The following is a 21,305-nucleotide window of genomic DNA, read 5'->3' as shown; positions in this document are numbered from 1 at the left end:
CATCGATGCCCGCGACAGGCAGGCTGTCATCGAAGTTAACACTTGGTTACCGTCTGCCCGTCCAACGATTTCTATACTGTCGCCATGACCCAGCCCAAATCCCGTCGCCGCCCTCCCTTCCTGCATGCACTGGCCTGGTTCATTCCCGGCCTGCTGGCGGTCGCCGCGGCCGGGCTGGCGACCCATCCGCTGACCCTGATCCCGCTGCTGCTGGCCAACTCGCTGACCATGGCGGCGATCTGCCACGCGATCGGTTTCGATCCCGAACCGCGCTTCACCCGCACCGTGCTGCGCCGTGGCGCCGCCCATCTGGTGATGTTCACCGGCTACACCGTGCTGGTGTTCGTGCTGGTGGCGTGGCCGATGCTGCAGCTGAGCCATGCACCCAGCCTCAGTGCCGCCCTGCTGCTGGCCGCGGCGCTGGTGCTCGCGCTGGTGGTGTTGTGGCGGCTGTGGCCGGCGTTCGGGCTGGTGTTCGTGTGGGACGACGCCTATCCGCCGCAACGCGATGGTTCATGGATCTTCACCGCCACGCTGCGCAGCATGGCATTCGGCCGGCATCTGTCGCGCGAGGAGCGCTTCTTCAGCCACTTCCTGCCGGCAGCCCTGTGCCTGCTGGCGCTCGCCTTCGGCGCGATCGCGCTGACCGGCCTGGTCGGCATGCTACCGAGTGAAATGCGCATCGCGGCGCTGGCGATTTATGCCGTGGTCGTGCTGCCGCTGGCCTGCCTGGCGGTCGCCAACCGCACCCTGCGGGCCCTGCTGTGCGAGCGTCACCAGCCGCGCCGGCGTACCGACGCGAGCCCCACCGCCGTCGACGCACCCCGCCCCGTGCTGACCGAGCAGGAGCGGCTTGCCGGCACCGCCGAACAGGGCACGGCACTGCTGGCCGCCACCCGCGACGGCGACATCGAACGGGCGCTGGCGCTGCTCGAAGTCGGCGCCGATCCAGGTACCGCGCCGGCTGCGGACGATCGTGACCAACGCCCGGTATTGATGCTCGCCGCGCTGCTCCCCGACACCCGGTTGCTGCGTGCGCTGATCGCCAAGGGCGCCGACGTGAACCGGGCCAGCGGCGGCATCACGCCGCTGCTCGCCGCCACCCGCGACAGCTGGCATGGCCGCGCCGAGGCGGTGCTGACCCTGCTCGCCAACGGTGCCGATGCGCTGGTCACCGATGCTGACGGCAACACGCCACTGCACGGTGCGGTGCTCAGCGCCGACGCCGGTGTGGCCGCGATGCTGCTCGACGCCGCCGCACCGATCGACGCGTTGAACCAGGCCGGCCTGAGTCCGCTGGCCATCGCCTGTCGCGCCGCCAACTGGCCACTGGCGAAGTTCCTGCTCGAGCGCGGCGCCAAGGCCTGCCCGCCCGGTGGCGAGCCGGCCCTGGTCGCGGCCGCCGCGATTGCCGACGACGATCCAGCCGGGATCAAACTGCTGCTCAAGCATCGCGCCGCGGTGAACGCCGTGGACGCGCGCAAGCGGCACGCCCTGCTCAACGCCGCCGCCGAAGGCCACGAGCAGATCGCGCGCGTCCTGTGCGAGGCCGGCGCCGACGTCAATCTGGCCGACCAGCGCGGCAGCACGGCACTGATGGAAGCCGCACACGCCGGCGCCAGCGGCATCGTGCAGCGGCTCGCCGAGGCGAAAGCCGACGCGCTTGCCCGCGACCAGCACGGTCGCGATGCGTTGATGCTGGCCTGCCAGTCGCCGCACGCCGACGGCGCCACCGTCGCCGCGCTGCTCGCGTTGGGCGCCGAGCCGAAAGCGCCCGGCAGCGACGGTCGCAGCGCACTCGACCACGCCACCGCCGCCGGCCGCTGGGACCTGGTCGCCCTGCTTGATCCGGATACGGCGCTGCCGACCAACCTCAGCCACGATCTGCTCGGCGACGGTGCCGACACTCCGGAGCACCTGCTCGACGCCCTGCGCTTCGGCCACTGGGCGATCGTTTCCGCCTTCGCCGAGCGCGTGCAGGCGTGGCCCCAGGCGCAACTGGCCCGGCTTTACCTGGACCTGGCCGCACCCGGTCTCGGCGCAGCCCGCCGCTGGCTGCTCGACCATGGCCTGGACGCCGAAGCGCGCCTGGATGCACCGCGCGTCGATGACGCCGAGACAGGCGAAGCCGCGGTACTGCCGCCACCGGGCCGGCGTTTGTTCGATGCACTGCTGCAGCAATTGCCGGATGCCACCGAAGCGGTCGACGACCTGCTGCAGGCCGGCGCCAGCCCGGCCGGCGCCGGCCTGCTGGCGCTGGCACTCGTGCAACTGGGTGGCGCGGCGCAGGCTGCCGCGTTGCCCCTGGGCCTGCTCGCGCGCGGCGCCGATCCGTTCGGCGCGGATGCACGCCAACGCACGCCGCTGCACCTGGCCGCCACGCATGCACAGGGCGAGCTGCTGCGCGCCCTGCTGGCCCTGGGCTGCGACCCGAATACGCGCGACTGCGATCAGCGCACGCCACTGTTCGCCGCCCTCGAACACGGTGCTGCTGCGTTGCCGCTGGTATGCCACCTGATTGCCCACGGCGCCGACCCCGAAGCCGCCGACACCCACGGCGAGACCCCGCTGGGACTGGCGCTGGAGCACCCGGTGCTGGAGCGCTGGCTGGACTGGCGCGACTGGCCGCTGCCGCAGCGTCCGCTGCGCGCCGAGGACCTGCCGGCCGCCGCGGCAACCGGCGCACTGGGTGCCGTGCAGCGCCTGCTTGAGCTCGGCTTCGCGGTCGACACCCGCGACGAGCAGGGTGCCACGGCGCTGTTGCGCGCCAGCGGCGCCGGACATCGCGAGGTAGCGGCCTGCCTGCTCGAAGCGGGCGCCGATCCGGCGCCGCCGGCACACAGCGGCGTCACCGCCCTGGTCGCGGCCGTGACGGCGCGGCGCGAGACGCTGGTGGCGTTGCTGCTGCAACATGGCGCCGCCGTCGATCAGCGCCTGCCCAGCGAGGCCACCGCGCTGATGGTCGCCGCCGCGCTCGGTTATCCGGACATCGCCGAACAACTACTGGAGGCCGGTGCCGACGTCAGGGCGGTCGATGCCGCCGGCCGCGGCGCGCTGCATGCCGGCGCGCAATTCGGCTTCGAGCACAACGACAGCCTGCGCGCCCGCCGCCTGTTCGACAGCCTGCTCAAGCGCGGCGCCGACATCAACCACGCCGATCTCGAGGGCAAGACGCCGCTGCTGCTGTTGCTGGGTGCACAGCTGCCACCGGGCAGCGATGGCGACGCCACCCATCTCGGTGCGCTGGTGCCGCTGCTGCTGGAAGCCGGCGCCAGGGTCGAGCACGCCGACCAGCGTGGCGTGACCGCCCTGCACGCCTGCGCCATGCACGCGATGCTCGCGCCGGCCCGCGTATTGCTGTCGCGCGGGGCCGATCGCCAGGCCACGGATGCGTTCGGCCGCAGCGCCTCCGACGTGGCGCGGCAACTCGGCTTCGTGGACATCGCGCATGAACTGGGCGGGCGCGGCAGCCAGGCGATTCCCAGCGTGCGGCAGACCCTGCGCCAACCCGCGCAACCGGCCGACTGACGAGGCCGGTCAGCTCATTCGGGGCCGGGTGGCTCGCTCGGCTCCCTGGCGCGTTCACGCTCGGCGCCCGGCTCCGCATCCGCCTCGAACAGGCGCTGCAGGTCGACCAGGGCATCACGAGTGGTCTGGATCAGCTTGGTTTCGTCGTCGTAGACCAGCGCCTGCTTCTGCAGCAGATCCTCGTCGTGACGACGGAATCGATCGACGCGATCCACGGCCTGCTCGTGCGACAGCCCCAGCGCCTCCAGCGTCTTGCGAGTCATCTTCAGGCTGGAATGGAAGGTCTCGCGCACCGGGTCGTCGACGCCCAGATCCAGCAGGCGGAATACATGCTGGCGGTTGCGCGCGCGCGCCACGATCTTCAGGTGCGGATACTGGCGTTTGACCAGGCGCGCAGTGCGCAGGTTCGCCTCCGGATCGTCGGTGGCCAGCACGAACACCTCGGCCGTGGCGGCCTGCGCTGCACGCAGCAGCTCCGGCCGAGCCGGATCGCCGAAGAACAGGTTGCCCGTGCCGAAGCGCCGCGAGAAATCGACCTGTTCGGCCGAGTGTTCCAGCGCGACGAAGGAAATGCCCTGCGCACGCAGGACGCGCGCGATGATCTGCCCGACCCGGCCGAAGCCGGCGATGATCACCCGCGGCGGCGCGGTGTCGATCGTGTCGAACTCGCGCGCCGGCTTGCGCGGCCGCACATTGAGTCCCCGTGCGGCCAGCACCACCAGCAGCGGGGTCAGCGCCATGCTCAGGGTGATCACCAGCACCAGCGCATCGCGCTGGCCGATGCTGATCAGCTGCTGCTCGGCAGCCAGCCGCAACACCACGAAGGCGAACTCGCCGCCACAGGCCAGCAGCACCACCAGACGCAGGGTATCGGAGCGATTCAGCCGGCCCAGCAGCCGGCCCAGTGGCCACAGCAGAAAACCCTTGAGCAACAGCAGGGCCGCCACCAGCGCGAGGATCAGGCCCGGCCGATGCCACAACAGGGACAGATCCATCGACATGCCGACGCTGATGAAGAACAGCCCCAGCAGGAGCCCCTTGAACGGCTCGATGTTGGACTCGAGCTCGTGCCGGTATTCCGAATCGGCCAGCAGCATGCCGGCGAGGAACGCGCCCAGGGTGACCGAGACGCCAGCCAGCTCCATCAGCAGGGCCACGCCCATCACCACCAGCAGGGCGGTGGCGGTGAACACCTCGACCGAATCGGCCTTCGCCACAAACCGGAACACCGGACGCAACAGATAACGGCCACCAACCACCACGGCCAGGATCACGCCCACCGTGCGCAGCACGCCGAACAGGTCGACATGGGTGGCCGTGGATGCCGCCAGCAAGGGCACCGCGGCGATCAGCGGAATCGCCGCCACGTCCTGGAACAGCAGGATCGCGAACACCTGCCGTCCGTAAGCCGAGCCGACCTCCTTGCGTTCGGCCAGGATCTGCAGGCCGAACGCGGTCGATGACAGCGCCAGGCTGCCGCCGACGATCGCCGCGGCCTTGCCGCTCAGACCGAACAGGAAGTAGGACGCGGCCGCGATCGCCAGCATGCTGACCAGCACCTGCAACAGCCCGGTGCCGAACACCGAGCGACGCATCACCCACAAACGCTGCGGCGACAACTCCAGCCCGATCACGAACAACATCAGCACCACGCCGAACTCGGAGATCGTGGCGACCCCCTCGGTATCGTGGACCAGGCCCAGCAACTGCGGCCCGATCACCACCCCGGCCAGCAGATAACCCAGCACGGCGCCCAGGCGAAAGCGCTTGGTCAACGGCACCATGATCACCGTGGCCAGCAGGAACACCACCGCGGTCTGCAACAAATGAGGGCTGTCCACGCGTGCGCCACTCCGATCCGGGAGGTTCGATTATTCCACGCGCCCCGTCCCCGTGCGGGCCGCGCGGATGACGTGCCCCCTGACCGGTCTGTCTACAACTTGAAGCTCGCCCATGAAAAACGGGCCGGCAACATGCCGACCCGTTTCGTGTCTCATGCCGCCATGACGCCCTATTTCTTCGCCGCGTCCTTCAGCCCGCGGTTCTCCAGCATCGGCTCGATGCTCGGATCCTGGCCGCGCCAGTCCTTGTACAGCTTCGACAGTTCTTCGGTGTTGCCGCGCGACAGCACCATCGCACGGAAACGGTCGCCATTGGCGCGGGTCAGGCCGCCGTTATCCTGGAAGTCGACGAAGGCATCGTCGGCCAGCATCTCGGTCCACAGGTAGGCGTAGTAGCCGGCGGCGTAGCCGTTGCCCCAGATGTGTTGGAAGTAGCTGGAGCGGTAACGCGGCGGCACATAGCCCAGGTCCACCCCGTCCTTCTTCAGCGCGGCCGCCTCGAACGTGTCGGCATCCTGCAGCGGCGCATCGGCGCCGAGCATGTGCCAGTTCATGTCGAGCAGCGCGGCGGAGACCAGCTCGGTCATGTTGTAGCCGGAGTTGAACTTGCCGGCCTTCTTCATCTTGTCGACCAGTGCCTGCGGCATCGGTGCGCCGGTCTGGTAGTTCTTGGCGTAGTTCGCGAACACATTGGGATTGGTCGCCCAGTGCTCGTTGAACTGCGACGGGAACTCGACGAAGTCGCGCGCGGTGTTGGTGCCGGACAGGGTCGGGTACTGCTCGTCGGCGAACATGCCGTGCAGCGCATGGCCGAATTCGTGGAACATGGTGATCACGTCGTCGAACGACAGCAGGGCCGGCTGGCCCGCGGCCGGCTTGGCGAAATTCGCCACGTTGTAGATCACCGGCTTGGTGCCGAGCAGCCTGGACTGGCCGACGAAGTTGTCCATCCAGGCGCCGCCGCCCTTGTTGTCGCGCTTGAAGTAGTCGCAGTAGAACAGCGCCAGCGACTTGCCGTCCTTGTCGAACACTTCGAACACGCGCACGTCCGGCTGGTACACCGGGATGTCCTTGCGCTCCTTGAAGGTCAGCCCGTAGAGCTGGTTGGCGGCGTAGAACACGCCGTTCTTGAGCACGTTGTCCAGCTCGAAGTACGGCTTGATCTGGTTTTCATCCAGGTCGTACTTCGCCTTGCGCACCTGTTCGGCATAGTAGTTCCAGTCCCACGGCTGCAGCTTGAAGGTGGGCTGCTTCAGCGCCTTCTGGTCCTTGTCGATCTGCATCTGGATGTCGGCCGCCTCGCGCTTCGCGCGCGCCACCGCGGCCGGTGCGAGCTTGTCCATGAAGTCCATCGCCGTGGCCGGCGTCTTGGCCATCTGGTCATCGAGTTTCCAGGCGGCATAGTTCGGGTAGCCGAGCAGGGCGGCCTCCTGCGCGCGCAGCTGGGCCAGCCGCTCGATCGTCTTGCGGGTGTCGTTGGCGTCGCCCTGTTCGGCGCGATTCCACGAAGCCTCGAACAACTGCTGGCGGGTGGCACGGTCGCTCAGATCCTGCAGCTCGGGCTGCTGGGTCGTATTCTGCAGGGTCAGCACGTACTTGCCGTCCTCCTTGCGATCCTTGCCGGCCTGCAGCGCCGCGGCGAGCTCGGCATCGGATAGCCCGGCCAGCTTGCTCTTGTCGTCGAACACCGGGGCGGCGGCCTTGGTCGCCGCCAGCAGCTTGTTGGTGAAGGCCGTGCTGAGGGTCGAGGCCTCCTGGTTCATCGCCTTCAGCTTGGTCTTGTCCGCATCGGACAGCTTGGCGCCGGCATGCACGAAGTTCCGGTGGACCACCTCGACCAGCCGCGCCGATTCCGGATCGAGCTTGAGCGTGTCACGCTGGTTGTAGACCGCCTCGACCCGCTGGAACAGCTTGTCGTTGAGGTAGATCGCATCCTGGTGGGCGGCCAGCTTCGGTGCCTCGGTTTCCTGCACCTTCTGCAGCGCATCGTCGGTATTGGCGCCGGTGACCGCACCGAACACCATCATCACGCGATTGAGCATGACGCCGGATTTCTCCATCGCCACATAGGTGTTCTCGAACGTGGGCGGCTCGGGGTTGTCGGCGATCTGCTGGACCTCGGCCAGTTGCCGTTTCATGCCCTCCTCGATCGCCGGCTGATAATCCGCGTCGGTGATCTTGTCGAACGGCGGCGCCTGGAACGGCAGCGTGCTGGCCTGGAAGAACGGGTTGTTGGTCATGGCGGCGGGGGCTGCGACGGTGCTGGCGGCCGCCACCGAGGAGGTGGTCGCGGGAGACGTGTTGGCGCCACCGGGCTGCTGCGGCGAGCAGGCGGCGAGGGCGACGGTGGTGGCAATCACTAACAGGCGGAGACGAAACATCGGGTTCCCCAGAATAGAGCGTCCGCGGCGGGACGGAGTTGGTTGGCAGTCCCTGACTGTACCGATACCGCCGCCAGTTTCCAAACCGCCGCAGGATTGTGCGAGCCGCCCCATCAGGCCGAGCGCATGTCGCGCAACTGCCACGACGACCCGATCAGCAGATACAGCCGATGCCGCACCACGCTCATCGGCAGGCTGGTGGTGAGCTGCACATCGGTGCGCAGATCGGCGACGCTGGCCGTCACCTCAGCGGCCGGATCGATGGCTGCAAGGCCGGCATCGACCGCATCGGGATCCGGTTGCGCGGCGCGCCAGCGCTGGAACAGGTCATCGCTGCGCAAGGCCTGCTGCAAGGCCGCGGCAAAATCGTTCGGACCGGCGCCGTCATAACTGAAGCGCTGGTCCGCACCACGCGCATGGGCGAGATCGGCGATGGAGAGGTAGTAGCGATTGCGGGCCATGTTGCCTCCGGATGATGGGGTTGCGCTCGACCGTGCAGCGGCGTGATTGCACAGCACGTCGCGGGACCGGCGCCAATCCACGCCACCGGCCGAGTCGACCGGATCGATGACAGGACTGGCGATAGCGACTGAAAAAGCGTAATACAAGGCGCTCGACCGTCCACGATGATAGAAGGGGCTTCGCATGGCACGCGTGATTGCACGTCGCTGGTTCATTCCCGCAGGCAGCGCCCTGTTCGCCGCGATGGCTGCCTTGACGGGTTGCTCCAAATCGCCGACGGCGACACCGGCGGCCACCGCCCCTCCGACAACTCCATCCAGCGTGACACCGGCAGCGCCGCCACCCCCCAGCTCCACCGGCGCAGCGATCGCCACCGGCAGCGGCACCCGGTTGCTGCGCTTCCCCGACGTCTGCGGCGCCCACGTGGCGTTCACCTACGCCGGCGACCTGTGGACCGCCTCGACCCAGGGCGGCACCGCCACCCGCCTGACTGCCGCACCGGGCCTGGAAATGGCCGCGCGCTACTCGCCCGATTGCAGCCAGATCGCCTTCACCGGGCAGTACGGCGGCGACAGCCAGGTCTACGTGGTTGCCGCCGGCGGCGGCGAGCCGAAACAGCTGACCTGGTACCCGGCGATGGGCCCGCTGGCGCAGCGCTGGGGCTTCGACAACCAGGTGTACGGCTGGACCCCGGATGGCAAATCCGTGCTGTTCCGTTCGTGGCGTGACTCGCGCGGCATTTCCAGTCCACGCGTGTTCACCGTGCCCGTGAGCGGCGGGTTGCCGACCGTGCTGCCGATGCCCGAGTCGGGCACGGCGCGCTTCTCGCCGGACGGCAAGCAGATGGTGTACTCGCCCAAGTTCCGCGATTTCCGCGACTGGGACCGCTACCAGGGCGGTTGGGCGCAGGACCTGTTCATCTACGATTTCGCGGCGAAGACCGCGAAGAACATCACCAACGACCCGAATACCGACCGTGATCCGGTATGGATCGGCAAGAACATCTACTTCCTGTCCGACCGCGGCCCGCACCTGAATCTCTATCGCTACGACACCAGTGACGACAAGACCACGCAACTGACCAACTACGCCACCGACGATGCGCGCTGGGCCAGCGGCGATCAGGCCGGGCAGATCGTGTACGAAGTCACCGGCGCGCTGCACATCTACGATACCCGCAACAACACCGACCGCGCGCTGGTCATCAACGTACCCAGCGACCTCGTCGCCACCCGCGCCGCCGAGCGCAGCGTGAAAGACTACATCGAGGATTTCGCGCTCAGCAGCAACGGCAAGCGCGCCGCGTTCACCGCGCGCGGCGACATTTTCAGCGTGCCGCTGGAGCACGGCATCAGCGTGGACCTGACGCACACCCCCGGTGTGCATGAGCGCGAGGTGAGCTGGTCGCGCGACGGCAAGCGCGTCGCCTACATTTCCGATCAGAGCGGCGAAGAGGAAGTGTGGGCACGCGACGCCGACGGCAGCAACCCGGTGATGCTGACCAAGGGTGTCATTGGCCGCCTCTACGACACGACATGGTCGCCGGACGGCAAGAACATCGCCTTCGTGGACAGCGCGAACCGCATCCACGTCGTGGGCGCTGCGGCCGGCGCCACCGACAAGGTCATCGCACAGGATCCCGGCAATATGCCGGGCGACTATACCTGGTCGCCCGGCGGGCATTACCTCGCCTACTCGCTGACCGACAAGGACACGCTGCAGCCGCGGCTGTATGTGTATGACCTCGGCGCCGGCAAGGCGACCGAACTCGGGCGCGAATACTTCAACGCCAACAGTCCCGCGTTCTCGCCCGACGGCAAATATCTCTATTTCCTGGGCGATCGCGAGTGGAGCCCGCTGATGTCCGGTGTGGAGCTGGACTATGCGAGCAACCGCAGCACCGAAATCCTCGCCTATGCCTTGCGCAAGGATGTCGGCAATCCGTTTGCCCCGCGCAACGACAGCGCCACCGGCGATGACGGTACGAAGCAGAACAACGACAAGGGCAAGTCCGGGACGAAGCCGGCGCCCGTCGCGCAGGTCGACGACCGCATCGACTTCGACGGCATCGACCAGCGCCTCATGCACGCACCAGTCGAGCCCGACAATATCCGCTGGGTGGCGGTGACCTCGAAGGCGATCCTGTACGCCACCTCCGGCGCGCCGTATCTGGGCCGGGACAGCGCGATACCGATGAAGATCAAGGCGTGGTCGTTCAAGCAGCGCAAGTCGAGCACGCTCTACACCTACGGGAAACCCGGCGGCGACGCGGGCGGCGAAGGCGGCGGCGGTGCCGGCCCGCTGGCACTGTCCGGCGACGGCAATACCCTGCTGGTGCATGACGGCAAGGACTACAAGGCGATCGATCTGGGCGCCGACAAGCCCGAACCGAAAGACGTCAAGCTGGACGGCCTGTTCATGCGGGTCGACCCCAAGGCCGAATACGCCGAGATCTTCAACGACGTGTGGCGCCGCTACCGCGACTATTTCTACGTCACCAACATGAATGGCTACGACTGGGATGCGATCCGCGCCAAGTACGAGCCGCTGCTGAAGGACGTCGGCGACCGCACCGACCTCAACTACGTGATGGGCGAGATGATCGCCGAGCTGTCCAACTCGCATACCTACGTCGCCGGTGGCGATCTCGATCTGCCGGACAAGCCGCATGTCGGCCTGCTCGGCGCCGACTTCAAGCTGGACGCCGCGAGTGGCCGCTACCAGATCGCCAACGTGTTCCCCGGCGAAAACGACGAGCCGCGCTATCGCTCGCCGCTCACCGAGTTCGGGGTCGACGTCAAGGCCGGCGACTACATCCTCGCCATCAACGGCACGCCGCTGACCACCGACGAAAACCCGTACCGTCTGCTGCGCGTCGCACCGGGCCAGATGGTCCAGCTCACGGTCAACTCGCGGCCGTCGACCGATGGCGCACGCAGCGTGCTGGTCAAGCCGATTTCGAGCGAGATGTCGCTGCACTACTACGACTGGGTGCAGGCGAACCGCGCCTACGTCGCCAAGGCCAGCAACGGCACCATCGGTTACCTGCACATTCCGGACATGGGCGTCGATGGCGCGCGCGAGTTCATCAAGTGGTACTACCCGCAACTGCGCAAGGCCGGATTGATCATCGACGTGCGCGACAACGGCGGCGGTTTCATGTCGCAGACCATGATCGAGCGGCTTTCGCGCAAGCTGCTGGCTTACAACTACATTCGTGGCAGCAGCATCACCGGCACCTATCCGGCAGCCACCTACGTCGGTCATCTGGCAGCGCTGTCGAACGGCACCTCGGCGTCGGACGGCGACATTTTCTCGTACATGTTCAAGCAGGCGAAGCTGGGGCCGCTGATCGGCACCCGCACCTGGGGCGGCGTGATCGGCATCCATGGCCTGGGCCCGCTGATCGACGGCGGCGACGTGTTCGTGCCGACCTACGCGGGGATCGTCGGCCTCGACAGCAAGTACGTGGTCGAAGGCCACGGCGTCGATCCGGACATCGAGGTGAAGGAAAACGTGTCCGAACAACTGGCCGGCCGGGATCCGCAGCTGGACAAGGCGATCGAGGTGCTGCAGCAGGAGATCAAGGCGCACCCGGTGGTCTTGCCGCCGCAACCGCCGGGGCTGGACAAGGCCCCGCCGAACATGCGCCCGCAGAACGCCGGCACGCCCGCGCATTGATTCGCTTGCAGGTCGCCGCTTACGGCGGCGGCCTGCAGATGGCGGCAACCGCGGTCGCCAGGGCCGGCGTCGCTGCGGCATCTGCCGCGTGATCAAGCACACCCAGGCACGGCGCGGGCAACAGGCGACGCAAGGTATCGAGGTTGTCGTCGCGTCGATCCATCGTTGGATCGACTGCGTTGCCGATCCAGCCCAGCAGGCTGCAGCCATCGGCGAGGATCGCGCGTGCCGTCAGCTGCGCATGGTTGAGGCAGCCGAGCCTCAGGCCCACCACCAGGATCACCGGCAAGCCCAGCGCCTGCGGCAGCGCGTTCGCCTGCAGCGTCGACGACAGCGGCGCCAGCCAGCCACCGACGCCCTCGACCAGCACCACCTCGGCGCTGTCCGTCAACCGGGCAAAAGCCGCCTTGATCGGCGCCATGCGCACCTCGGTGCGATCGTCCGCCGCGGCGAGATGTGGTGACACGGCCTCGGTGAAGGCAAACGGATTGCATGTCGCGTATGGCGGACACGGATCGCTGGCCGCGATCAGCGCCAGCGCGTCGTCGTTGCGCAGCCCCGCGGGCGTGGCCATGCAACCACTGGCGACCGGCTTCATGCCGACCGCGCGAAAACCCTGCGCACGCAGCGCATGCAGCAAGGCGCAGGACACGTAGGTCTTGCCGACGCCGGTATCCGTGCCGGCAATGAACACAGCGTCTGTACGTTCGTGAGGCATGAGGATGTCCGCAACGGCCCGGCGCATAATACGACTTTGCCGCCGGATGCCTTTGCATGTTCGAGTTCAAACCCCAGACCTACGCCAGCAAGCACGAGCACTACCAGGACCTGTTGCAGCAGGCACGCGGCGTGCTCCACGGCGAGCACAACCTGATCGCCAACGCGGCGAACTTCAGCGCGCTGGTCTACCACAGCCTGCCCCAGCTCAACTGGGCCGGCTTCTATCTGTTCGACGGCACCGAGCTGGTGGTCGGCCCGTTCCAAGGCAAACCGGCGTGCATCCGCATTGCGCTGGGTCGCGGCGTCTGCGGCACCGCCGCGCAGAGCCGGCAGACCCAACTGGTGCGCGACGTCAACGCCTTCGACGGCCACATCGCCTGCGACGCCGCCTCGCAATCGGAAATCGTGGTGCCACTGATCAAGCCCGATGGCGCGCTGCTCGGCGTGTGGGATGTGGACAGCCCGGTCACCGACCGTTTCGACGAGGATGACCGCGTGGGAATGGAGGCGCTGTGCGCAGTATTCATGGCGTCGCTGATGCCCTGATCGAACGCATCGGCCCCCAAGAAGGCATACGGGCGTTTCTCGGAGCAAATAACAAAAGCCTCTCGTCCACCTGCGGTGGCCGAGCCACCTTATCTCTGCGTGGCCAGAAAAACGTGGCCCACTGCGCTGCAGGAGCAACGCGAACAGCGAAGCTGGCCCGAAGGGTGTAGGGCAGGCGAAAAGGAGTCGGCATCCTGGTCGTATCCACCACCCACATCGTTCATGCGTGATGAGCGGACTTCGGCGCAGACGCAAGCCCCGTGGTTCAGGGCTTGTCGGTCGACGTCGTGGCCGCGTGTACGGGTGCCGGGGTGGCTGTGCTCGTTGATGTCTCGACCGCCGATGAAGCCGCGTCGCTCCCCGCATCCGCCGCTTCCGGCAGCGTCACCGTGAACTTGATCTTAGCCAGTTGCTCGGGTGCATAACCGAGCTTGCGCAGGAACGGCAGCCAGCGCGGGTCTTGCCTGATCTTGTCGAACAGGTTTTGGGTCACGATCTCGGACAGGCCGGGGTCCTGGTAGGCGGCCGCCTTGTCCAGCCAGGCGAAGGCCTGGTCCGCCTCGCCGCAGTACGCATAGTCGTAGGCGATGTTGTAGGGCGCGTCCTTGGTGTACTTGGCGATCAGCGCCGCGAACGCCGCGTCCGCGTCCGCCTTGCGCCCGCGCGCGCAGTACGCCAAGGGCAGGCCGATCATTCGCCACATTTCAGCCTTCTCCTGCCGCATTTGCGCCAACCCACCCGGCCCGTCACCCTTGAGCAGCAGCGCCACGCCAATGTCGAAGTGTGCGCTGCCGTAGCCCGGGCTCAAGCTCAGCAGCGTGTGGAACTTCGCGATCGCCTCGTCGTAGCGGCCGGCGTAGAGATAGTTGATGCCCAGGTTTTGCAGGGCCTTCGGGTTGACCGGATCGCGCGCGACGGTGTACTCCTCGATCACAATCGCCGGCGGCAGGCGGCCGAGGGTTTGCAGCAGGAGGGAGCTGTTGCGGAGCACATCAAGATCGGACGGATCCAGCGCCAGCGCGCGCTCAAAGTAGCGCGCCGCACCGGGCAGATCGTTCTGCAACATCGCGAGGAAGCCAAGCTGCGCCTGCGCCGACGCATCGTCCGGATCGATCGTCAGCGCCTTCTCGGCCGCCTCACGCGACTGGCGCAGGCCCTGCTCACTCGACAGCACACCGATGTTCGCCTCGTTGGCGAAGTTGTGGGCGAGCCCGTCCCACGCCTGCACGTAGCGTGGATCGATCGCCAGCGCCTGGCGGTACAGCGCATCGGAGGACTTCAAGGCGTCGGCCGTGTACTGGTTGCCAAGCTGGCGCGCCTGCAGGTACAGCGCATAGGCCCTGGGGTCGGTCGCCCGCGCCTTGGGCGCCGCGCCCAGCAATGTGACCTTGAGCTGCTTGACCACGTCCGCGGCAATGCCGTCCTGGATCGCGAAGATGTCGTCGAGCGTGCGGTCGTAGCTTTGCGACCAGATCTGGTAACCGTCGGCCGCGCGCACCAGTTGCGCGCTGACCCGCACCTCGTTGCCGGCCTTGCGCACCGAACCTTCCAGCACGTTGGCCACATGCAGTTTCGCCGCGATCTCGGCGATGCCCAGGCCCTTGCCCTGGAACGCGAACGACGAGGTGCGCGCCGCCACCCGCAACGTCTGCACCCGGGTCAACAGGTTCAGCAAATCCTCGGCGATGCCGTTGGCGAAATAATCCTGTTTCTTGTCATCGCTCTCGTTGGTGAACGGCAGCACGGCGATGGAGTTGGGCGGTGCTGTGATGGCAGGAGAAGCGGCTTCGTTGACACCGCGATGCAGGACGAAGGTGTTGGTGAGCAGCAGCACGATCGCCAGCGCCATCACGCCAAAGATCCAATAGTTCAATTTGCGCCCAGTGTGGTGGGCGACCGAATCGGCGGGATCGATTTCGCTCTCGCGCTTCAAGCCTTGTGGGGTGAACTCGTAGAACCATGCGAACGCGAGCCAGAACGGGAAGCCGATGATGCCGGCGATCACGAACCAGCGCGTGATCCAATCCGGCGCATCGAAGGATGGCCCCAATTGCGCAATGCCCTGCGCCAGCGCCCACACCGCACCGGCATACAGCACACCCGCGCGCAGCACGTCGCGACGCTTGAGTTCGGCCAGAAATGATGGCTTGGTCATGGCGTCATCCTCGCATCTGCCGCTTCGGCAGCTGCAAACAGTTTCTGGAAGCCATGGCGACAGCGGACCAGTCCTGGCGGCGAAAGTTTGCAATGAGGCGACGCAGGATCATGGTTTTTCCCCGGAAGACGTCGCGTTGACGGAACTGCTGACGGCGGCTGCGTCGGGCATGGCGGGCAAAGCGGGTACCGGCGCCGGGTTCGGAAGCCCGAGCTTTTTCAGCAGGATCGCCAGGCGCGGATCGCCGCGCAGTTTCGGGATCAGGTAAGGCTGTTCATAGATGGAAGCCACGCCGGAATCGCGGATCGCCAGCGCGTGATCCAGCACCGCGAAGGCCTTGTCCTTCGATCCGATCGACGCGTAGACCATCGCAATGCTGGTGGGTGCCAGATCCGCGTCGAGCCGGAGCATGTCGTCGAGCTCGGCCTGGCCCTGCGCGGCGTCCCCTTGCGCGAAATGGATCGTGCTCAGCGCCCACCGGCGCCCCACGGGGGTGGGTTCGTCGTTGGCCGTGCGCAAGGCCTGCGCCGTCTGTCCACGCTGCAGCTGGGCGATGGCGAGGTAGGCATGGAACGCTTCGGCGTCCGGTTGCAGCGCGACCGCCCGCCGCATTTCCGCAGCCGCCGCATCCAGCTTCCCCGCCGCGAGCAGGAATTGCCCGGTGTAGAAATGGAACGAGGCGTTGAGCGGTTCCATCGTCAGCACCCTGCGCATCATGGCGATGCCCTCGTCGAGCCGCCCGAGGCAAGCGGTGACGTCCGCTAGTTGGTACAGGGTTTCGGGATTGGACGGATCCAGCGCGACCGCCTTCTTCAGCGTCGCCTCGGCGGACGGGTAATCGAAATCCGACCACGCCTGGTTGATGCCGAGCGCGCCCAGCGCCACGGCCGAGTTCGGGGCCAGTTCGATCGCCTTATGCGCGTTTGCGCGCGCCTGCGCGCTCACCAGCGCGCGTTCGTCGCCGGTCGCCGCCCAGTCGTTGAACCATTGCTGGGTGATGGCGAGCCGCGCGTAGGCCACCGCGTAATCCGGATCGAGCCGGATCGCCTGCTGGTAGTAGCTGACGGCCTTGAGATAGTCCGCGCGGTTGCGGCGCTCGGCGTATTTGCGGCCCTGCAGCAGCGCATCGTAAGCGTCGAGATTACCGCTCGGCGGTTTGTCCGTCGCTTCGATGGTCTGGCCGAGCAAGGTGATCCTCAGCGCACCGGCGACCGAGGTGGCGATGTCGCTCTGCACCGCGAACACATCCTTCAGTTCGCGCTCGTAAGTCTGCGACCACAGCGTGCTGCCGTCGGATGCCTTGATCAGCGACGCCACGATGCGCACTTGGTTGCCTTGCTTGCGCACGGTGCCTTCGAGCAAGGTCGCCACGCCGAGCTTCGCGCCGATCGCGGCGGTGTCGTCCTGCTGCTTGCCGCGAAACTGGAACGAGGAGTTGCGGCCGATCACCTTGATCGCATGCACCTGCGCGATGGCGGAGATCAGTTCCTCCGACAAGCCATCGGAAAAATAATCCTGCTGCGGGTCGCCGCTTTCGTTGACCAGCGGCAGCACAGCCACGGACTTGTCGAGCGTGGCATCGGCGTCGCGGTGCGGCGCGAACCGGTCGGTCAACAGCAGGATCACCGCGAGCGTGAGCACCGCGATGATCCACTTGTCCAGCTTGCGGCCGCTGGCATGTGCGATGGCATCGTCGGGCGCGATCTCGCTTTCGCGCTGCAATCCGGTTGGCGTGAACTCGTAGAACCAGGCAAACGCGAGCCAGAACGGGAAGCCGATCACCGCGGCGATCAGGAACCAGCGTGTCACCCAGTCGGGTGCGCCGACCGACGGCCCGAGTTGCGCGATGCCCTGCGCCAATGCCCACACCGCACCGGCATACAGCACGCCCGCACGCAGCACATTGCGGCGCTTCAGTTCGGCGAAGAACGAGGGTTTGCTCATGGCGTCGATCCGGCCGGTGTCATCGCCGTGGCGGCATGCGCCGGCGTGGCGGCGGTCAATGTCGCACCCGCCGGGGGTGCCGCACCAACGCTCGCACCCGCCAGCCCCACTGCACCCGGCAGCGTCACGGTAAACTTGATCTTTACCAGTTGCTCGGGCGCGCGGCCGAGTTTGCGCAGCAACGGCAGCCAGCGCGGGTCGGCGTGGAGCTTGTCCAGCAGCGGATCGACCTGTATCCCAGCCACCTGCGGGTCGGCGGCTTGCACCGCCTTGTCCAGCCAAAAGAACGCCAGATCGGCCTCGCCGCGGTACGCATAGACGGAAGCGATGCCATACGGAGCACCCTTGGCGTATTTGGCGATCAAGGTCGCCAGCGCGGCATCCGATGCTGCCTTCTTTCCCAGCGCATGGTAGGCCTGCGCCACGCAGGGCAGGCGCAATGATTCGACTTTCTCCTGCTGCATCTGAGCCAACGCGGCCTTCGCGTCACCCTTGAGCAACAGCGCCCAGCCCCAAAAGCCGTGCACACCGGTGGAGCCCGGATCCACGCTCAACAGCGTACGGTACGTATCGATGGCCTCGTCGTAGCGGCCGGCATCGAGATAGTTCCCGCCCAGGTTGAACAGAGACACCGGATTGACCGGATCGCGCGCGACGACGTATTCCTCGATCGCAGTCGCTGCCGGCAGGCGGCCGAGGGTTAGCAGCAGGTTGGCGCTATCGTTGAGCACATCGAGATCGGTCGGATCCAGCGCCAGCGCGCGCTGCAAGTGCCGCACCGCACCGGGCAGGTCGTTCTGCTCCACCGCGATGAAGCCCAGTTCCGCGTGCGCCGGCGCATAGTCCGGGTCGATCGCCAGCGCCTTCTCGGCCGCCTCGTGCGCCTGGCGAAAGCCCTGGTCGGCCGGGAGCATGTCGATGAGCGTCTCGTCGGTGAAGTTGGCGGAGAGCCTGTTCCACGCCGGCGCGTAGTGCGGATCGATCGCCAGTGCTTGCTGCAATAGCGCATTGGAGGACTTGAAGGCGTCGGGCGTGAACTGGCGACCGAGCTGGCGCGCCTGCAGGTACAGCGCATAGGCCTTGGGGTCGGTCGCACGCACCGTCGGCAGCGCGCCCAGCAGCTTGACCTTGAGATTCTTGACCACGTCCTTGGCTATGCCGTCCTGGATCGCGAAGATGTCGGTCAGCTGGCGGTCGTAGCTGTGCGACCAGATCTGGTAGCCGTCGGCGGCGCGTACCAGTTGCGCGCTGATCCGTACTTCGTCGCCCTCCTTGAACACCGAGCCCTCCAGCACGTTGGCCACGTGCAGCTTGGCCGCAACCTCCGGGATGGTCAGGCCCTTGCCGCGGAACGAGAACGACGAGGCTCGCGCGGCCACCCGCAGCGGCCGCACTTCGGTCAACAAATTCAGCAGATCCTCGGAAATGCCGTCGGAGAAATAATCCTGCTGCTTGTCGTCGCTCTCGTTGACGAACGGCAGCACCGCGATGGAGTTGGGCGGTGCGACGATCACCGGCGCGACCGGCGCGACGGCGACCTCGTTCACCCCGCGATGCAGGACGAAGGTGTTGGTCAGCAGCAGTACCACCGCGACCGCGAGCACGCCGGTAATCCAGTAGTTGAGCTTGCGGCTGGTGTGATGGGCAATCGAATCGGCCGGATCGCTCGCGCGCTCGCGCTTCAATCCCTGCGCCGTGAACTCGTAGAACCAGGCGAACGCGAGCCAGAACGGGAAGCCGATGAAGCCCGCGATCACGAACCAGCGGGTGATCCAGTCTGGCGCATTGAACGATGGGCCCAATTGCGCAATACCCTGCGCCAGCGCCCACACCGCACCGGCATACAGCACGCCGGCGCGCAACACGTTACGGCGTTTCAGTTCGGAAAAGAAGGAGGGTTTGCTCATGGCTGTTGCGTCGCCGCGGTCGTTGCATGTGCCGGCACCGACGTCGCGGTGGCTGTGCTCGTTGATGTCTCAACCGTCGCTGAAATCAAGTCGCTCCCCGCATCCGCCGCATCCGGCAACGTCACCGTGAACTTGATCTTCGCCAATTGCTCGGGTGCGTAGCCGAGCTTGCGCAGGAACGGCAGCCAGCGCGGGTCTTGCCGGATCTTGTCGAACAAGGGTTCTGTCACGATCTGGGCCAGGCCGGGATCCTGGTAGGCCACCGCCTTGTCCAGCCAGGCGAAGGCCAGGTCCGCCTCGCCGCAGTACGCATAGTCGTAGGCGATGTTGTAGGGCCCGTCCTTGGCGTACTTGGCGATCAGCGCCGCGAACGCCGCATCCGCGTCGGCCTTGCGCCCGAGCACGCAGTACGCCAGCGGCAGGCCGATCAATCGCCATACCTCCGACTTCTCCTGCTGCATCTGCGCCAGCCCGTCCGGCGCGTCGCCCTTGAGCAGCAGTGCCACGCCAAGTCGGTAGTGGGCACCGCCATAGCCCGGGCTCAGGCTCAGCAGCGTGTGGAACTTGGCGATGGCCTCGTCGTAGCGGCCGGCCAAGACATAGTTGATGCCCAGGTTTTGCAGGGTGTTCGGGTTGACCGGATCGCGCGCGAGGACGTATTCCTCGATCGCGATCGCCGCCGGCAGGCGGCCGAGGACTGACAGCAGCGTGGCACTGTTGCGGAGCACATCGAGATCGGTCGGATCCAGCGCCAGCGCGCGTGCGAAGTCGCGCGTCGCCGCGGGCAGGTCGTTCTGCCCAATCGCGAGGTAGCCAAGTCTCGCTTGCGCCGGCGCATCGTCCGGGTCGATCGCCAGCGCCTTCTCGGCCGCCTCATGCGACTGGCGCAGGCCCTGCGCGTTCGACAGCACGCCCATGTCCGCCTCGCCAGTGAAGTTGCTGGCGAGTCCGTTCCACGCCTGCACGTAGCGCGGATCGATCGCCAGCGCCTGGCGGTACAGCGCATCGGAGGACTTGAAGGCGTCGGCCGTGACCTGGCGACCCAGCTGGCGCGCCTGCAGGTACAGCGCATAGGCCTTGGGGTCGGTTGCCCGCGCCGTGGGTGCCGCGCCGAGCAGCTTGACCTTGAGCTGCTTGACCACGTCCGCGGCAATGCCGTCCTGGATCGCGAAAATGTCGTCGAGCTGGCGGTCATAGCTTTGTGACCAGATCTGGTAACCGTCGGCCGCGCGCACCAGTTGCGCGCTGACCCGCACCTCGTTGCCGGCCTTGCGCACCGAGCCTTCCAGCACGTTGGCCACATGCAGTTTCGCCGCGATCTCGGCGATGCCGAGATCCTTGCCCTGGAACGCGAACGACGAAGTGCGCGCGGCCACCCGCAGCGTCTGCACCCGGGTCAACAGGTTCAGCAGATCCTCGGCGATGCCGTTGGCGAAATAATCCTGTTGCTTGTCATCGCTCTCGTTGGTGAACGGCAGCACGGCGATGGAGTTGGGCGGCGCGACGACGGCCGGAGCAGCGGTGACTTCGTTGACACCGCGGTGCAGGACGAAAGTGTTGGTCAGCAGCAGCACCACCGCGACGGCGAGCACGCCGGTAATCCAGTAGTTGAGCTTGCGCCCGGTGTGGTGGGCGACCGAATCGGCCGGATCGATCTCGCTCTCGCGCTTCAAACCTTGTGGTGTGAACTCGTAGAACCACGCGAAGGCAATCCAGAACGGAAAACCGATCACCGCCGCGACCAGGAACCAGCGTACCGCCCAGTCCGGGGCGCCAACGATCGGCGCCAGTTGCGCGAAGCCTTGCGAAAGCGCCCATACCGCACCGGCATACAGCACGCCCGCGCGCAGCACGTTACGGCGCTTGAGTTCCTGGAACAGCGAGAAGTTGGCCACGGGTGCCCCTTGGATGGCACGGGGCGACGCATGGCGTGCCGGGCGCTACGGCATCTTAGCGGTCGCGCGCGGTACGCAGCAATGTGGCAGCGCAGTGGGTCACGTTTCTCTGGCCACATGTTTAGACCGGAGACATAGGTAACAAGTGTGCCAGGACATGGGTTACACCTCGACGCTGGTTCATAGCCTGCTCGAGGTGCCATTTCATGCCGTGGAAGGAAACCACATCCATGTCCCTGCGTAAT

At 66.8% G+C, this 21,305-nt stretch carries 11 protein-coding genes; 3 read left to right on the top strand and 8 right to left on the bottom strand.

Annotation, left to right across the window (positions count from 1 at the left end; genetic code table 11):
• Positions 1 to 84: 84 nt before the first annotated feature.
• Entirely contained in the window at positions 85 to 3,528 is a 3,444-nt protein-coding gene (locus tag B0E47_RS11515) for an ankyrin repeat domain-containing protein (RefSeq protein WP_077514417.1), read from the top strand.
• A gap of 14 nt (positions 3,529 to 3,542) precedes the next feature.
• On the opposite strand, the gene B0E47_RS11510 is transcribed toward B0E47_RS11515, so the two are convergent.
• The 3 genes from B0E47_RS11510 to B0E47_RS11500 form a co-directional block, all read right to left on the bottom strand.
• The gene (locus B0E47_RS11510) at positions 3,543 to 5,369 is read right to left on the bottom strand and encodes a monovalent cation:proton antiporter-2 (CPA2) family protein (protein ID WP_077514416.1); all 1,827 of its coding nucleotides are present in this window, start codon (positions 5,367 to 5,369) and stop codon (positions 3,543 to 3,545) included.
• Positions 5,370 to 5,539: 170 nt separating this feature from the next.
• Positions 5,540 to 7,750: a peptidyl-dipeptidase Dcp gene (gene dcp, locus B0E47_RS11505; protein ID WP_077514415.1), complete on the bottom strand. Its 2,211-nt coding sequence runs from the start codon at positions 7,748 to 7,750 to the stop codon at positions 5,540 to 5,542.
• 113 nt (positions 7,751 to 7,863) lie between these two features.
• Positions 7,864 to 8,211 carry a hypothetical protein gene (locus tag B0E47_RS11500; protein ID WP_077514414.1) on the bottom strand — a complete coding sequence of 116 codons (348 nt, stop codon included), beginning with the start codon at positions 8,209 to 8,211 and terminating at the stop codon, positions 7,864 to 7,866.
• Positions 8,212 to 8,395: 184 nt separating this feature from the next.
• Here B0E47_RS11500 and B0E47_RS11495 point away from each other — a divergent pair, with 184 nt between their 5' ends.
• The gene (locus B0E47_RS11495) at positions 8,396 to 11,893 is read left to right on the top strand and encodes a S41 family peptidase (RefSeq protein WP_077514413.1); all 3,498 of its coding nucleotides are present in this window, start codon (positions 8,396 to 8,398) and stop codon (positions 11,891 to 11,893) included.
• 19 nt (positions 11,894 to 11,912) lie between these two features.
• On the opposite strand, the gene bioD is transcribed toward B0E47_RS11495, so the two are convergent.
• Positions 11,913 to 12,611: a dethiobiotin synthase gene (gene bioD / locus B0E47_RS11490; protein WP_077514758.1), complete on the bottom strand. Its 699-nt coding sequence runs from the start codon at positions 12,609 to 12,611 to the stop codon at positions 11,913 to 11,915.
• 56 nt (positions 12,612 to 12,667) lie between these two features.
• Between bioD and B0E47_RS11485 the strand changes: the two genes are divergently transcribed.
• On the top strand, positions 12,668 to 13,159 hold the full coding sequence (locus tag B0E47_RS11485; RefSeq protein ID WP_077514412.1) for a GAF domain-containing protein: 492 nt from the start codon (positions 12,668 to 12,670) through the stop codon (positions 13,157 to 13,159).
• 265 nt (positions 13,160 to 13,424) lie between these two features.
• Here the strand turns inward: B0E47_RS11485 and B0E47_RS11480 are convergent, their stop codons facing one another.
• The 4 genes from B0E47_RS11480 to B0E47_RS11465 form a co-directional block, all read right to left on the bottom strand.
• Positions 13,425 to 15,314, bottom strand: coding sequence for a tetratricopeptide repeat protein (locus B0E47_RS11480; RefSeq protein WP_077514411.1), 1,890 nt, complete (start codon positions 15,312 to 15,314; stop codon positions 13,425 to 13,427).
• A 108-nt stretch (positions 15,315 to 15,422) separates the two neighbouring features.
• Positions 15,423 to 17,258 (bottom strand): tetratricopeptide repeat protein, encoded by a 1,836-nt coding sequence (locus B0E47_RS11475; RefSeq protein WP_077514410.1) that lies wholly within the window; start codon positions 17,256 to 17,258, stop codon positions 15,423 to 15,425.
• Positions 17,255 to 19,165 (bottom strand): tetratricopeptide repeat protein, encoded by a 1,911-nt coding sequence (locus B0E47_RS11470; protein WP_077514409.1) that lies wholly within the window; start codon positions 19,163 to 19,165, stop codon positions 17,255 to 17,257. Before B0E47_RS11470 ends, B0E47_RS11475 begins: the two co-directional genes overlap by 4 nt.
• Positions 19,162 to 21,060, bottom strand: a complete 1,899-nt coding sequence (locus tag B0E47_RS11465; protein ID WP_077514408.1) for a tetratricopeptide repeat protein — start codon at positions 21,058 to 21,060, stop codon at positions 19,162 to 19,164. Before B0E47_RS11465 ends, B0E47_RS11470 begins: the two co-directional genes overlap by 4 nt.
• Between the last annotated feature and the right edge of the window lie 245 nt (positions 21,061 to 21,305).

It is taken from the genome of Rhodanobacter sp. B05 (assembly GCF_002001085.1).
GTDB lineage: Bacteria > Pseudomonadota > Gammaproteobacteria > Xanthomonadales > Rhodanobacteraceae > Rhodanobacter.
The sequence above is the reverse complement of the archived record's forward strand: the minus strand, read 5'-3'. Positions and strand labels throughout refer to the sequence as shown.